The organism is Actinomadura luteofluorescens (assembly GCF_013409365.1).
GTDB classification, from domain to species: domain Bacteria; phylum Actinomycetota; class Actinomycetes; order Streptosporangiales; family Streptosporangiaceae; genus Spirillospora; species Spirillospora luteofluorescens.
Window position 1 is genome coordinate 1,196,261 of record NZ_JACCBA010000001.1, and the last position, 12,284, is coordinate 1,208,544.

The window sequence follows — 12,284 nt, forward strand, 5'->3', positions numbered from 1 at the left end:
GGTGACTCTCCTCAAGGGGTTCAGAGGCCGCGGGGGCGCAGGACGGACTCGACGATGCCGATCAGCCAGTCGGCGGCCATCGCGAGCACGGCGGTCAGGACGCTTCCGGTGAGCAGGATCGGGGTCCGGTTGAGGGAGATGCCGGTGTTGATGAGATCGCCGAGCCCGCCCGCGTTGGTGAACGCGGCGAGCGTCGCGCTGCCCACGTTGAGGATCACCGCGACCCTGACGCTGGCGAGGATCACCGGGACGGCGAGCGGCAGCTCGACGCGGAACAGGACCGCCGCCCTGGACAGGCCGATGCCGCGCCCCGCCTCGATCAGCGACCGGTCGACGCCCTGCAGGCCGACCATCGTGTTGCGCAGCACCGGCAGCGCGGAGACGAGGATGAGCGCGACCACCGCCTTCTGGAAGCCGATGCCGACCGTGACGGCGAGCAGGACGAGGACCCCGATGGAGGGAACGGCCTGGCCTACGTTGGCGAGCGCGAGGAACGGCGCCGACAGCCGGTTCAGCCGGGGCCGGGTCAGCAGCACGCCGAGCGGGATGGCGATCGCGAGGACGAGCGCCGTGGACACCGCGACCAGCCTGATGTGCTGGAGGAACTGGTGGGTGATCTCGGACCGGTTGAGGGAGCGGCGCTCGATCGCGTCGAGATCCAGGCCGCGCACGTACAGGTAGAGCGCCGCCGACACGGCGACGAGGAAGACGGGCGTGACGAGGAGCCCTGCAAGGGAGCGCCCGGCGGCCTCGTCGCCCGGCCTCGTCCGCTCCGGCACCGCCGTGACGGTCATGGCCGCGGCTCCGGGGTCCGCCGGACGATCGCCGACCACGAGACCGCGCCCGCGGGCCGCCCGTCCTCGTCCAGGACGGTGGCGGTCTCCGCCCCGGCGCGCAGCATCGCGTCGAGGGCCTCGTACAGGGACTGCTCCGCGCGGACGGTCGCCGCCGGGGGGCCTTCCCCGGCGGGCAGCAGCTCGATCGAGCCGACCTCGACCAGCCGCAGCCGCCGCATCGCGGCGCCCGCCCCGACGAACTCCGCGACGAACCCGTCGGCCGGCTCGGCCAGGATCGCCGCGGGGGTGTCGTACTGCACGAGCCTCGCCCCCTCCCCGAGGATCGCGATCCGGTCGCCGAGCTTCAGCGCCTCGGTGAGGTCATGGGTGACCAGCACGATCGTCTTGCCGATCCGGGCCTGGAGCTCCAGGAACGCGTCCTGCAGCCGCTCCCGCGTGATCGGGTCGAGCGCGCCGAACGGCTCGTCCATCAGCATCGCGGGCGGGTCGGCCGCCAGGGCGCGCGCGACGCCGACGCGCTGCTGCTGCCCGCCGGACAGCTCCTTCGGGTACCGGCCGCGGTACGTGCCCGGGTCGAGCCCGACCATGTCGAGCAGCTCGTCGACGCGGGCGCGGACGCGTTTGCCGTCCCAGCCGAGCGTCCGCGGGATGAGCCCGACGTTCGCGGCGATCGTCATGTGCGGGAACAGCCCGACCTGCTGGATCACGTAGCCGATGCGGCGGCGCAGCCGGTCGGGGTCGGCCCGGGTGACGTCCTCCCCGTCGAGCAGGATGCGGCCCGAGGTCGGCTCGATCAGCCGGTTGATCAGTCGCAGCGTGGTCGTCTTGCCGCAGCCGGACGGGCCCAGCAGCACGACGATCTCCCCGTCCCGGACGCTGAGCGTGAGGTCGCCGACGGCGGGGGCGTCCTGCCCCGGATACCGCTTGGTGACGCCCTCCAGCCGGATCATCTCCCGTCCGGCCGGGGCGACCTGCGCGGTCTCGGTCGCGGCGGGTTCGGTCATCGCAGCCCCCTGGAGGTGGTGAGCCTGGACAGCAGGACGAACAGCGCGTCCAGGACGAGCGCCAGGACGGCGACGCCGAGCGTGCCGGCGAGGGTGTCGTTCAGCGCGTTGGCGCCGCCGATGCGCGACAGCCCGCCGAAGATCAGCTCGCCCAGCCCGGGCCCGGCCACGGCCGCGGCGATCGCCGCGATCGCCACCGTCATGATCGTGGCGACCCGGACGCCGGTGAGCACGACCGGCCAGGCCAGCGGCAACCTGACCCGCAGCATCCGGCTCAGCGGGCTCATCCCCATCCCCCGCGCGGCCTCCTCCACCGCGCTCGGCACGCCGTCCAGCCCGGTGATGGTGTTGCGCAGGATCGGGAACACCGCGTACAGCGCCAGCGCGGTGATCGTCGGGGTCAGCCCCAGCCCGAACAGCGGGATGAGCAGCCCGAACAGCGCCAGCGACGGGACGGTCAGCATGGTGCCGGTGACGCCGAGGGCCAGCCCTCTCGCCCTCGGCCGCCCCTCGACCGCGACGCCGAGCCCGACCCCGACCACCGCCGCGATCGCGACGGCGATCAGGACGACCTCGGCGTGCTCGCCCATCATCCGGGCGATCGTGGGCCAGCGTTCGGAGAGGTACTCGGAGAAGCTCATCGCCGCCTCCCGTCACCGCGCGCGGCGGCGGGAGCCCGGGCAAGGACGGTGGGGTTCGCGTCTCCCATACCTCAGAGGCTGCCTACGGATGATCAGTCTGGCAATAACGGATTCGGTGAGACCGCACCCTCCGACGTCTCCGCACCGCCCTTGACACCGTCTCCACACCCGGCGGCGGTGGGCAACGGCTGGGCAGGCGGAGGGAATCGTCCGACACTGATCCCACAGCAGAAAGGAGCCCCGAGGTGCCCTACGCCTACGACCCGGCACTCCTCCCCTGGATCCCGCAGGTCCCGCGGCTGTCGATCGCCGACATCGAGCAGACCCGCCGCGACGAGAAGGACATGTTCGCCGGAATGTCGAAATACGTCCCTCCCGCTCCGGTCGAGACCCGCGACCTCACCATTCCCGGGCCCCCGGACGTCCCCCTCCGCATCTACGCACCGGCCAACCGGGCGGGCACCCTCCCAGGACTCGTCTACTTCCATCCGGGCGGCTTCGTCCTGGGCAGCGTCGACATGTCCTCGGACGACGCGACCGCCATCGCAGCAGAAGTGAACGCCGTGGTGGTGTCCGTCGAGTACCGGCTCGCTCCCGAGCACCCCTTCCCCGCCGGACTCGATGACTGTTACGCCGCCCTCACCTGGACGGCGGCGAACGCCGCCGACCTCGGAATCGACCCGGACCGGCTGGCCGTGGGCGGCGAAAGCGCGGGCGGCGGCCTCTCCGCGGCCGTCGCCCTCCTCGCCCGCGACCGGGGCGGCCCCCCACTGTGCTTCCAACTCCTCGGCGTCCCCGAACTCGACGACCGGCTCGACACCCCGTCCATGCGCGCCTTCACCGACACACCGATCTGGCACCGCCCCAACGCCGAGCTGAGCTGGGACTACTACCTGGGCAAGGGCGTGCGCGGCACCGACGCCGTCTCCCCGTACGCGGCACCCGCCCGCGCCGACGACCTCTCCGGCCTACCGCCCGCCTACATCACGACCTGCGAGTTCGACCCGCTGCGCGACGAAGGCCTGACCTACGCACAACGACTGATCCAGGCAGGCGTCCCGACCGAACTGCACCACTACCCCGGCACCTTCCACGGCTCCACGATGATCACAGAAGCCCCCATAACAAAACGCATGGCCGCCGACCGCACAACCGCCCTCCACCAGGCCCTACACCCCACCCATTAGCGCCCTAGATCCACACAACAAGGCCCCCGCCCTCCAGCCCCGCCACAACGGCGCGGACGCAGCCGGGCAAGACGTAGCCGCGCCCGGCGAGCAGGGCAGGACCGCAAGCGGCGAAGCGCCACTACCCCAGCACGCAAGCCTGACCCGACGCACTCTGCCCCCCGCACCATCAGCTAGCCCGCTACCCCGGCGAAGCGCCCCTGCACCAGCACGCAAGCCCGGCCTGGCGCACCGCACCCCTCCCCACCGCCATCGGCCAACCCACTACCCCGGCGAAGCGCCGCAGCGCCAGCACGCAAGCCTGACCTGACGCACCATGCCCCTCCCCACCGCCATCAGCCGACCCACTACCTCAGCGGGACGCCGGCGCCGGGGGGCCATGCGGTGGTCACCGCCGCCGCGCCGAGGCGCCAGACGCACCCGAAAGCTTCTGACTCCCCGGCCTCCTGCCGCCCCTGGCCGCCGTCTACCTGCAGCCACGCACCGAAATCAGCGCCCACGACCGCATCTCCGCGCTAGCCACCTTCCGCAGAGCGGAAGAAACACCCCTCCCGCGCCAACCAACCCGCAAAAATCCGAGTTCCCGCATGACCGAGAGCTCCGTGCCCAAGCCCCCACACCTACACCGTCAACGCGGTAGCCGCTGACAAGCAGCAGGCTCCGTCACCGAGCCCGGGGATGGACGCGGCCCCCCGCTTCCCAGGGCCGCGCCCATCCCCACCACCAAACCCCAAGCAACATGAAGCCGAGCGAACACATCCCCAGCGGCGGGCAACTCAGGCACGCATGACACGAACTCGACCAAGAACCAGCAGCCACCACTCCGAGCTCGTGCACAACTCAACCCGCCGCAAAACACCCCTCTCACCCGCCATGCCGCGGTGACACCGGGACCGCGCATTGGCATGCGATCTCGGAGAAGCGCGACCGCTTTGCCCTCCCCTCGCGGTGTCAGGCCCTGCGGCTAGCCTCTGCGCATGGCATCGCGCTTCTATCATCTGGTCATCGACTCTCGGGAGCCGTCCGCGCTCGCCGAGTTCTGGGCGGCCGTCCTCGATCAGCCGGTCCTCTACCGCTCGGACGACGAAGTCATCGTCGGCGCGGACCCTCACACCTATCCCGGGCTGTGCTTCATCCGTGACGACGGCACGAAGACCACGAAGAACCGGCTCCACATAGACCTTGACCCGGACGACCAAGAGGCCGAGGTGCAGCGCATACTCGCCCTGGGCGCACGTCGCACCGACATCGGCCAGTCCACCGATGTGTCGTGGGTCGTGCTTGCGGACCCCGAGGGCAACGAATTCTGCGTGTTGCGGCCTCACACCTCCCTCATCGAATAGTTTTCTTGCACCCCTGCTACAGAAGAGGAATCGACAATGAGTGACTTGGATTCTCTGGTTCGGATACGAGAAATATGCATGTCGTTGCCAGAGGCGACGGAGAAGCCTTTCGGCGGCCACACAGCACCCTCTTTCCGTGTTCGCGACAAGCTGTTCGCAATGACCTCCGAGGACGGCCTGACATTGACGTTCAAGGCCGGGCCCGGTGTGCAGGATGCCCTGGTCGCAGAGGCTCCCGAGCGCTTCTTCGTCCCGAAGTACGTGGGCGTTAAGGGCTGGGTCGGCGCACGACTCGACGTCGACCACGACTGGGACGAGATGGCCGAGCTGATCGAGGACAGTTACAGGCTTGTCGCCCCCAAGCGCCTGGCGAATCTCCTCGACAACTGAGCCCCGTCGAGCCCAACGGCACCGAGTCGCCCAGGCAGCGGATCTGATGGAGCACGCCCCTGCCCCGCAACGGCATCGTCCGATGCCCCAACGCGGTCGCCGAGGCCATGCTGGGACTGGCCGCGCCCGCGCACACGCCCACCGGGCAAAGCTCGCCGTCGTCGCCAGGCAGCACGAACCCGACCAGCACGGCTCGTCCCCGGGATCGGCTCCGTTGGCGGAAGGCTCGTTCTCGTGACTCGCCCTGGCGTCCAGCCTCTAGCAGAGCAGCTCGGAGGTCGTAAGTCCCGACGGCCGCCCGGCCAGATAGACATCGGGGCATTGTCCGGCAGCGCTCGTGCAGCACCCAGCCCCGCAGCCACAACCCCATGTCCCGAACGACCCACCCGAACTCCACGAACTCCCCAGCGCCACCGACGCCGACGCCTCCTCCAACGCACCCCGCAGCGGCTCGCCCCTGTACCACCAGGGCAAGTTTGGCCCGGCCGCTGGCGTAACTGGTGTGCGTGCCGGTGCGGAACGAGGCGGGCGGATCCTGACAGCGGTGCTGCAAGAGCCAACGTCCGAAGGACAAGGCGGCGCCGGACAAGGTAGCCGTACCGGGCCGGACGAGGCAGGGCGAATCCTGGCGACAGTGCTGCAAAAGCAAACGCCTGAAGGACAAGGCCGCGCTGAACGAGGTAGCCATACCCGAGCCGGACAAGGCAGAGCGAAACCCGGCAACAGTGCCACAAAAGCCAACACCTGAAGGACAAGGCCGCGCTGAACGAGGAGGGGGTGCCGGAGCTGTTCTTGAATGCCCGCCGGAGGGGGCCGGTCCGCCGGAGGGGGGCCGAGTCCGTTGGCCGGGGTGGATCGGGTGAGTTCGGGGCGGTGCGGTCCGGCTGCTCGATTCGCGCGTTCTGGGACTGCCGCCCGCCCGCGATCACTCGTCGGCCGGCTCGCGCGTGGCACCTCCTCTCGCGGGCACGCCGGCAGCTCTTGGCGTTCAATGTGGTCGGCGTTCTAGGCGCGCTAGGCGGGCGGCTATATGTTCCATCGTGGCGTTGTCGGGTTGCCAGCCGCGCTGGAGCAGCGCTGTCAGGAGAGCGCCCAGGTAAGGGGCTGGGCGGGTCAAGAAGTTCTTGGTGACGGGGATGACGTCCCAGCCCATCTCCTTGGCGAGCCAGTCTCGGCGGCGTGCGTCGTGGTTCCTGGCCTCTCGGCCGGTGTGGTGGCGTTCGCCGTCGTATTCGAGGCCTACGCGGAATTCGCGGTAGCCGAGGTCGATGTACAGCGAGTGGCCTTGCGGGCCCTGCACGGGGATCTGTGTTTCAGGGAGCGGGAAGCCCGTATCCACAACAGCGACGCGAACCCAACTCTCGCCGGGGGAGGCCGCGCCGCGGTCACCGAGCCGGAGCCTCTGACGCAGCCGTTTGTTGCCGCGGTATCCCCGCAGCCTCCGGGCCATCGCGGTGAGCTCCGCGACGTCCACGTCTCGCCGCAGGAACTGGTCCAGGGCCGCGACTGCCTCGTAGCGAGGGAGCCAGCGGGCGCAGTCGAGTGCGGTGCGGGCCGGGCATGTGAGGCGTACATCGGATTCCTTCACTACGTGTTCGGGCGGCAGTTCGACACTGTCGGGCGTGATTGGAGACGGGGCCGGCGGAGTCTCGGAGGTTCGGGGGGCGATGAGTTCGACGTCCCAGTCGAGCTCGTTCACCCCCGGAGGTAATACGTCCAGGCCCCATATCCATGCGGCCGTGCGCCGCGCGATGACGACCTCCGGGGGAAGGAGGCTGCTCAACGCCGCGGCACGCGCGGCGAGACCGGCTCCCTTGACGGGGACGAAATAGGCGTCCGGGCCGATGGGGATGATCGAGTGGGCGCCCGTTCGCTTCCAGGTGAGGGTGAATCCGTCCATGGGATCGAGGATGCCTTGCCCGGCGGTTCCAGGAAGGCGACCGCAAGAATGTGGATAACTCCAAGTTTTCGCAGGCCAGCGAGCTAGTCGCGAGTTCGGTGGTCTGACGGTTCCGCATAGGGCGCCGAGGGGGCCGGCGTTGCGGAGACCGCCTTCGTCGCCCACGCGGCCAGGCGGTTGATCAAGTCAGGGGTGGCCGCCACCTCGGCGTGGCCGAAGGCCGGTTCTATCCACAGTTCCCTCGGGTCGGACGCCGCCTCATAGAGCTGGTGGCCGTGCTCGACGGGGAAGAACGGATCCGCGGCCCCATGGACGACCAGCAGCGGCGCCGGCGCGATCCGTCCGGCGACCTCGTGCGGTGCCTCTGGAACCGGGTCCCAGCCTTTGGGCGCGATCCGTGTGCCGCGTGCCAGGCGGACCGCCATTCGGCCCGCGCGCCGTTCGATCGCCCAGTGCACGCGCCGCATCGGCACCGTTTCGCGGTAGTACCAGCGCGCGGGCGCGCTGACCGAGACCACCGCGTCCACCCCGCCGTACAGCGCAGCGTGCCTGACGACTATGGCGCCGCCCATGGAGAACCCCGTCAGGACGACTCGCTCATATCCCCGTCGACGGGCCGCCGCGACCGCCGCGTCGACGTCGAGCACCTCCCGGTCACCCACCGTTGAGTGACCGCCGGACCGGCCGTGGCCGCGGAAGTCGAGCGCGATGACACCGCCGTGGCGGCCGAGGGCCGCGGCGATCCGGCGAAGTGCGGGCAGGCGCCACGAGCAGGTGAAACCGTGCGCCAAGATGAAGCAGACCTCCCCACCAAAGGGCGTGTGACCTGCGTCGATCCGGACACCATCGGTGGTGTACAGGGTGAGCGGTTCGGGATTCACCACGCTTCTATGATCGCGCATCGGCTGCGGCGGCTCGAAGAAACTTTGCCCCGGCCCGTCGGAGAAGCGACCCGCCGAACGATGGAGGGGTATGAACCACCCGGGAAAGCTGGAGCCCGACCCGGGGCCGGCCCTGCTCGCTCTCTACGACACGGCCTTGCCCGAGGTCTACGGCTACCTGCTGCCCAGGTGCGGCCGGCGCGCCCTGGCAGAGGACCTCACGGCCGAGACCTTCTTGGCCGCCGTGGAGGCGGTACGCAAGGAGCCGCCCCCGGCGCTGTCGGTCGCGTGGCTCGTCGGCGTGGCGCGGCACAAACTGGCCGACCACTGGAGGCGGGCGGCACCGGAGCAGCGCGGCCTTCAGGCCCTGGACGGGGGCGTCTCAGACCCCGCGGAGGACCCGTGGGACGAACGCCTGGACGCGCTCGTCGCCCGAGACGTCCTCGGCACGCTGGCACCTCACCATCGGGCCGCCCTGACGCTGCGCTACCTCGACGGGCTGCCCGTCCCGCACGTCGCCGAGCACCTCGGCCGGACGCTCCACGCCACCGAGGCCCTGCTGACACGGGCGCGCAAGGCCTTTCGCCACGCCTACACAGACGACTGTCCATCAGGGAATCGGGTCCCCCGGATCCTCGGCTGGCACACGGTTCCCGAAGGCGTGGAGGCCGGTTGTCACGTCGAAGGACTGCCGGACCAGCAGATCGGTCTCTTCGGCGGGCAGGAGCACCGAACCGTCCATCTGGCCTTCGCGGTCGAGGATCTCCACGAAGCCGTCCGGCGGATCCGCCATGCCGGCGGCGACGCCCAGGAGCCGACCGACGAGCCGTTCGGCCTCAGCGCCGCGTGCACCGACGACCAGGACCTGCGCTTCTCGGTCTACCAGCCTGCGGAGGCGGTCGGCCCCGTCGAGAGCGGGCAGGCGGAAGAGCCCGGCCTCACCGCTCACCACGGTGAGATCTCCTACCTCACCATCGGCGTGCCCGACATCGCCCGCGCGCGTTCCTTCTACGGTGAAGTGCTGAACTGGGAGTTCGCGCCGGGCCACACGCCGGGCGGCTGGAGCGTCCGCCTCGGCGGAACGGAGGTCCGCCCCATGACCGGCATGTACGGCGGCGCCGACCGTCCCGTGGTGATCACCCATGTACACGGTCGACGAGATCGAGCCCGCCGTCGCCCGCGCCCGGGAGGCCGGCGGCACCGCGACCGCCCCTGCCCGGCAGCCCTACGGGATCACCTCCGAATGCACCGACGACCAAGGGAGCCGCTTCTACCTGGGCCAGCACTGACGTTCCACACCAAACTCGGCTCCTTTCCTGCCCCCGCCACGGTCACAAGGACGCGACGAACGTCAACATCCGCAATTCGGCCGCCCCGGCCCGCATCTCGCCCGGCGCGTGGCCCCGCGCCTCAGCAACCCCAAGGCCACCCACAGGGAAATGACGATTTAGGTATGTGTCCGCCGTAGTGGGCTGAAAGGACAGGGTGCTGGGTAGAAATCGAACGTGTCTGGTGGGCTGGTTGGTCGACGGGCTTTGGCGTCGGATTGGCTGGTATGGACAGCGAAGAGCGCACGCTTCAGGTGAAGGCACGCCGCACGCGGCGCGCTGGCGAGGGCGGAGCGACAACGCGGCTGCCGGACGTTCCCGAAGCCTCTGCGACGGCCTCGGCGTGCAGGCGCGAGGCCGAGGAGTACGCGCAGCAGGCGATGGTCTCTTCGGCGCGAGCCCACGACCGCGCCGCGCTGCTCCTGGAGGAGATGGCCACGGTCCATCCCGAAGAAGCCGAGCTGCACCTGCAGTCAGCGGCACGCCACCGCCGATGGGCCGACAACGACAGAAAACTGGCCCGACAACACGCCCCCCACGACGACAAACCCGACGCCCCTAACCAAGGGCGGTGAAGACCACCGTCTTCCAGAGTCGCCGACCGCCTTCCCGCCCGCCCTGAGCGCCCGTGGGGGGCCTGGCATCTTCCGCGTTGCCGGGCCTGCCGGGCGTCCGCCTTGTGGCCGTCGGGGCGGGGCGCTTAGGTAGGAAGGTCATGTAAGGCTCTCTGGGAGGTCCTTGTGCGGGTTGGGGTTCTGCTCAACGAGCGGGGCGGCGCGGAGGCGCTGGGCAAGCTGGCCGACGACGTGCGGCGCGCGGCGGACGACGGGTTCTCCTCGGCGTGGATGTCGCAGATCTTCGGGGTGGACGCGCTGACCGCGCTGGCCGTGGCGGGGAGCGGCGTGCCCGGGATCGAGCTGGGGACGGCGGTCGTGCCGACGTATCCGCGGCACCCGGCCGTGCTGGCGCAGCAGGCGAGGACGACCGCGCTGGCGCTGCGGGGGCGCTTCACGCTCGGCGTCGGGCTGTCCCACAAGATCGTCATCGAGGACATGTACGGGTACGACTTCGGCAGGCCGCTGCGGCACATGGACGAGTACCTGTCGGTGCTGGGGCCGCTGCTCAACGGGGAGAACGCCGCCTTCACGGGCGAGACGCTGCGGGGCCACATCGGGCTGAGCGTGCCGAACGAGGGGCGGGTGCCGCTGGTGCTGGCGGCGCTCGGCCCGAAGATGCTGAAGCTGGCGGCGGAGCGGGCGGACGGGACGGTGCTGTGGATGACCGGCCCCGTCACCGTCCGCGAGCACATCGTGCCGACCATCACGGCGGCGGCCGAGGCGGCCGGACGCGGCGCGCCGCGGGTCGTGTGCGTCCTGCCCGTGTGCGTCACCGGTGACGTGGAGCGCGCGCGGGAGCAGGCCGCGGAGACGTTCGAGGTGTACGGGGTGCTGCCGTCCTACCGGGCGATGATGGACCGGGAAGGCGTGGAGGGGCCGAAGGACCTGGCCGTCGTCGGGGACGAGGACGCGGTCGCGGCGAAGCTGGAGGAGCTGTCCGAGGCGGGCGTCACCGATTTCGTCGCCGCCGAGTACGTGCCGGGCGACCGGCGCACCCGGGAGTTCCTGAAGACGGTCACGGCGAAATGAGTTCGTAGAGGTTGCCGCTGGCGTCGGAGAAGTAGAGGCCGCGTCCGCCGAGCGGGTGGTTCTCGTCGACGCGGCCGTTGTCGGCGTGGGCGGGTTCGTCGCCGTAGGGGATCTCGCGCGCGTCGAGGCGGTCCACGACCGTGTCGAAGGTGGCGGCGTCCACGTCGAAGGCCAGGTGGTGGCCCTGCGGGTAGGCGACGGTCATGAAGTCGAGGGTGAGGCCGTCGTTCACGCGGATCGGGACGAAGTGCCGCGCGTGCGGGTGCGGGCCCGTGTACTCAAGGCCCATGACGGCGGCGAAGAAGCGGGCGGCCTCGTCGTTGTCGGCGGCCGTCACGATGGTGTGGTTCAGGGTGATCGTCATGCGGCGGTTCCTTCCTTGAGCGCGCCGTGCAGGAAGACGTCCAGGTACTCCTCGACGGAGAGGGGCTGCGTCTCGGGGCCGGCGGCGGGCCGGGCGCGGCTGAACACGAAGCCCATGAACAGGCCCGCGATCTGCTCGACGGGCAGGCGCAGCCGGTCCCGTTCGGGTTCGAACAGCTCGGCGAGCGCCTCGCGGGTGCGGGTCATGGCGGCGGCGCGGTCGGGGCCGGGTTCGCCGGCGCCGGGTTCGCGGCGCCCGGTGGCGTGCAGCGCGCCGATCACCAGGCCCATGCGGGCGAGGTAGGCGTCGATCGCGGCGGCGGCCTCGGCGAGCCGCGCGGGCAGCGGCTGGTCGAGCGGGATGGCGCCGATCTCGGCGAGGACGTGGTCGGTCCGCAGAGCTTCGGCGACGCAGGCGTCCAGCAGTTCGTCCTTGTCGGCGAACACCCGGAAGATCGTCGCCTCGCCGATGCCGGCGGAGCGGGCGATCTGCGCGGTGGTGACGGCCATGCCGTGCTCGGCGACGAGCGGCAGGGCCGTCCGGATGATCATCTCGCGGCGCTGCTCCGGGCTCATTCCGGGGGCGCGCCGGCGGCTCTTGTCCTCCATGCCCGCCACGGTACGGAGTGAGTACTCACTCCGTCAACATCGAAGTGAGTACTCACTCCGCACAACCCGACAGATCAGCATACGGTGGCTGATACCGTTGCGATGCTGCGCGCCAGGAGCGAAGTCCGGTGGAAAATCCGGCGCTGTCCCGCAACTGTGGTGCCCCTCTCGAAGTGGCCGAGCCAGGTCGCCTCC

14 protein-coding genes and 1 pseudogene are annotated in these 12,284 nt (G+C 70.5%); 7 read left to right on the top strand and 8 right to left on the bottom strand.

Annotated elements, in window-relative coordinates:
* Nucleotides 1–20: 20 nt before the first annotated feature.
* From BJY14_RS05260 to BJY14_RS05270, 3 genes are read right to left on the bottom strand one after another with little or no spacing between them, the layout of a single operon-like run.
* Nucleotides 21–794 (bottom strand): ABC transporter permease, encoded by a 774-nt coding sequence (locus BJY14_RS05260; RefSeq protein ID WP_179842574.1) that lies wholly within the window; start codon nucleotides 792–794, stop codon nucleotides 21–23.
* Nucleotides 791–1,801: an ABC transporter ATP-binding protein gene (locus BJY14_RS05265; protein ID WP_246395802.1), complete on the bottom strand. Its 1,011-nt coding sequence runs from the start codon at nucleotides 1,799–1,801 to the stop codon at nucleotides 791–793. The genes BJY14_RS05260 and BJY14_RS05265 overlap by 4 nt, the downstream gene beginning before the upstream one ends.
* On the bottom strand, nucleotides 1,798–2,442 hold the full coding sequence (locus BJY14_RS05270) for an ABC transporter permease (protein ID WP_179842575.1): 645 nt from the start codon (nucleotides 2,440–2,442) through the stop codon (nucleotides 1,798–1,800). Before BJY14_RS05270 ends, BJY14_RS05265 begins: the two co-directional genes overlap by 4 nt.
* Before the next feature lie 245 nt (nucleotides 2,443–2,687).
* Here BJY14_RS05270 and BJY14_RS05275 point away from each other — a divergent pair, with 245 nt between their 5' ends.
* The 3 genes from BJY14_RS05275 to BJY14_RS05285 all read left to right on the top strand — a co-directional run bounded on the left by BJY14_RS05275 (nucleotide 2,688) and on the right by BJY14_RS05285 (nucleotide 5,362).
* Nucleotides 2,688–3,629, top strand: coding sequence for an alpha/beta hydrolase (locus BJY14_RS05275; RefSeq protein WP_179842576.1), 942 nt, complete (start codon nucleotides 2,688–2,690; stop codon nucleotides 3,627–3,629).
* 977 nt (nucleotides 3,630–4,606) lie between these two features.
* On the top strand, nucleotides 4,607–4,972 hold the full coding sequence (locus BJY14_RS05280) for a VOC family protein (RefSeq protein WP_179842577.1): 366 nt from the start codon (nucleotides 4,607–4,609) through the stop codon (nucleotides 4,970–4,972).
* Nucleotides 4,973–5,050: 78 nt separating this feature from the next.
* Nucleotides 5,051–5,362, top strand: coding sequence for an MmcQ/YjbR family DNA-binding protein (locus BJY14_RS05285; protein ID WP_246395803.1), 312 nt, complete (start codon nucleotides 5,051–5,053; stop codon nucleotides 5,360–5,362).
* Nucleotides 5,363–6,350: 988 nt separating this feature from the next.
* Here the strand turns inward: BJY14_RS05285 and BJY14_RS05290 are convergent.
* Both BJY14_RS05290 and BJY14_RS05295 read right to left on the bottom strand, forming a co-directional pair.
* Nucleotides 6,351–7,262, bottom strand: a complete 912-nt coding sequence (locus BJY14_RS05290) for a type IV toxin-antitoxin system AbiEi family antitoxin (protein WP_179842579.1) — start codon at nucleotides 7,260–7,262, stop codon at nucleotides 6,351–6,353.
* 83 nt (nucleotides 7,263–7,345) lie between these two features.
* Nucleotides 7,346–8,164: an alpha/beta hydrolase gene (locus tag BJY14_RS05295; RefSeq protein ID WP_179842580.1), complete on the bottom strand. Its 819-nt coding sequence runs from the start codon at nucleotides 8,162–8,164 to the stop codon at nucleotides 7,346–7,348.
* Nucleotides 8,165–8,234: 70 nt separating this feature from the next.
* Between BJY14_RS05295 and BJY14_RS47125 the strand changes: the two are divergent.
* Nucleotides 8,235–8,672: pseudogene (locus BJY14_RS47125) on the top strand (RNA polymerase sigma factor); the annotation flags it as partial.
* Between the two features lie 81 nt (nucleotides 8,673–8,753).
* Here the strand turns inward: BJY14_RS47125 and BJY14_RS44890 are convergent.
* Nucleotides 8,754–9,092, bottom strand: coding sequence for a hypothetical protein (locus BJY14_RS44890; RefSeq protein WP_246395807.1), 339 nt, complete (start codon nucleotides 9,090–9,092; stop codon nucleotides 8,754–8,756).
* 193 nt (nucleotides 9,093–9,285) lie between these two features.
* On the opposite strand from BJY14_RS44890, the gene BJY14_RS44895 reads away from it, so the two are divergent.
* The 3 genes from BJY14_RS44895 (at nucleotide 9,286) to BJY14_RS05310 (ending at nucleotide 11,117) form a co-directional block, all read left to right on the top strand.
* Nucleotides 9,286–9,432: a VOC family protein gene (locus tag BJY14_RS44895; protein ID WP_246395808.1), complete on the top strand. Its 147-nt coding sequence runs from the start codon at nucleotides 9,286–9,288 to the stop codon at nucleotides 9,430–9,432.
* 266 nt (nucleotides 9,433–9,698) lie between these two features.
* Nucleotides 9,699–10,046, top strand: a complete 348-nt coding sequence (locus BJY14_RS05305) for a hypothetical protein (protein WP_179842582.1) — start codon at nucleotides 9,699–9,701, stop codon at nucleotides 10,044–10,046.
* 165 nt (nucleotides 10,047–10,211) lie between these two features.
* Entirely contained in the window at nucleotides 10,212–11,117 is a 906-nt protein-coding gene (locus BJY14_RS05310; protein ID WP_179842583.1) for an LLM class F420-dependent oxidoreductase, read from the top strand.
* On the opposite strand, the gene BJY14_RS05315 is transcribed toward BJY14_RS05310, so the two are convergent.
* Both BJY14_RS05315 and BJY14_RS05320 read right to left on the bottom strand, forming a co-directional pair.
* Entirely contained in the window at nucleotides 11,104–11,481 is a 378-nt protein-coding gene (locus BJY14_RS05315) for a VOC family protein (RefSeq protein WP_179842584.1), read from the bottom strand. The two genes, BJY14_RS05310 and BJY14_RS05315, sit on opposite strands and share 14 nt — an antisense overlap.
* Nucleotides 11,478–12,089, bottom strand: coding sequence for a TetR/AcrR family transcriptional regulator (locus tag BJY14_RS05320; protein ID WP_246395810.1), 612 nt, complete (start codon nucleotides 12,087–12,089; stop codon nucleotides 11,478–11,480). Before BJY14_RS05320 ends, BJY14_RS05315 begins: the two co-directional genes overlap by 4 nt.
* Nucleotides 12,090–12,284: the final 195 nt, after the last annotated feature.

Coding starts and splice junctions, on each gene's coding strand:
- BJY14_RS05260 (WP_179842574.1), bottom strand. CDS start 794: ATGACCGTCACGGCGGTGCCGGAGCGGACGAGGCCGGGCGACGAGGCC.
- BJY14_RS05265 (WP_246395802.1), bottom strand. CDS start 1,801: ATGACCGAACCCGCCGCGACCGAGACCGCGCAGGTCGCCCCGGCCGGA.
- BJY14_RS05270 (WP_179842575.1), bottom strand. CDS start 2,442: ATGAGCTTCTCCGAGTACCTCTCCGAACGCTGGCCCACGATCGCCCGG.
- BJY14_RS05280 (WP_179842577.1), top strand. CDS start 4,607: ATGGCATCGCGCTTCTATCATCTGGTCATCGACTCTCGGGAGCCGTCC.
- BJY14_RS05285 (WP_246395803.1), top strand. CDS start 5,051: ATGTCGTTGCCAGAGGCGACGGAGAAGCCTTTCGGCGGCCACACAGCA.
- BJY14_RS05290 (WP_179842579.1), bottom strand. CDS start 7,262: ATGGACGGATTCACCCTCACCTGGAAGCGAACGGGCGCCCACTCGATC.
- BJY14_RS05295 (WP_179842580.1), bottom strand. CDS start 8,164: ATGCGCGATCATAGAAGCGTGGTGAATCCCGAACCGCTCACCCTGTAC.
- BJY14_RS44895 (WP_246395808.1), top strand. CDS start 9,286: ATGTACACGGTCGACGAGATCGAGCCCGCCGTCGCCCGCGCCCGGGAG.
- BJY14_RS05305 (WP_179842582.1), top strand. CDS start 9,699: ATGGACAGCGAAGAGCGCACGCTTCAGGTGAAGGCACGCCGCACGCGG.
- BJY14_RS05315 (WP_179842584.1), bottom strand. CDS start 11,481: ATGACGATCACCCTGAACCACACCATCGTGACGGCCGCCGACAACGAC.
- BJY14_RS05320 (WP_246395810.1), bottom strand. CDS start 12,089: ATGGAGGACAAGAGCCGCCGGCGCGCCCCCGGAATGAGCCCGGAGCAG.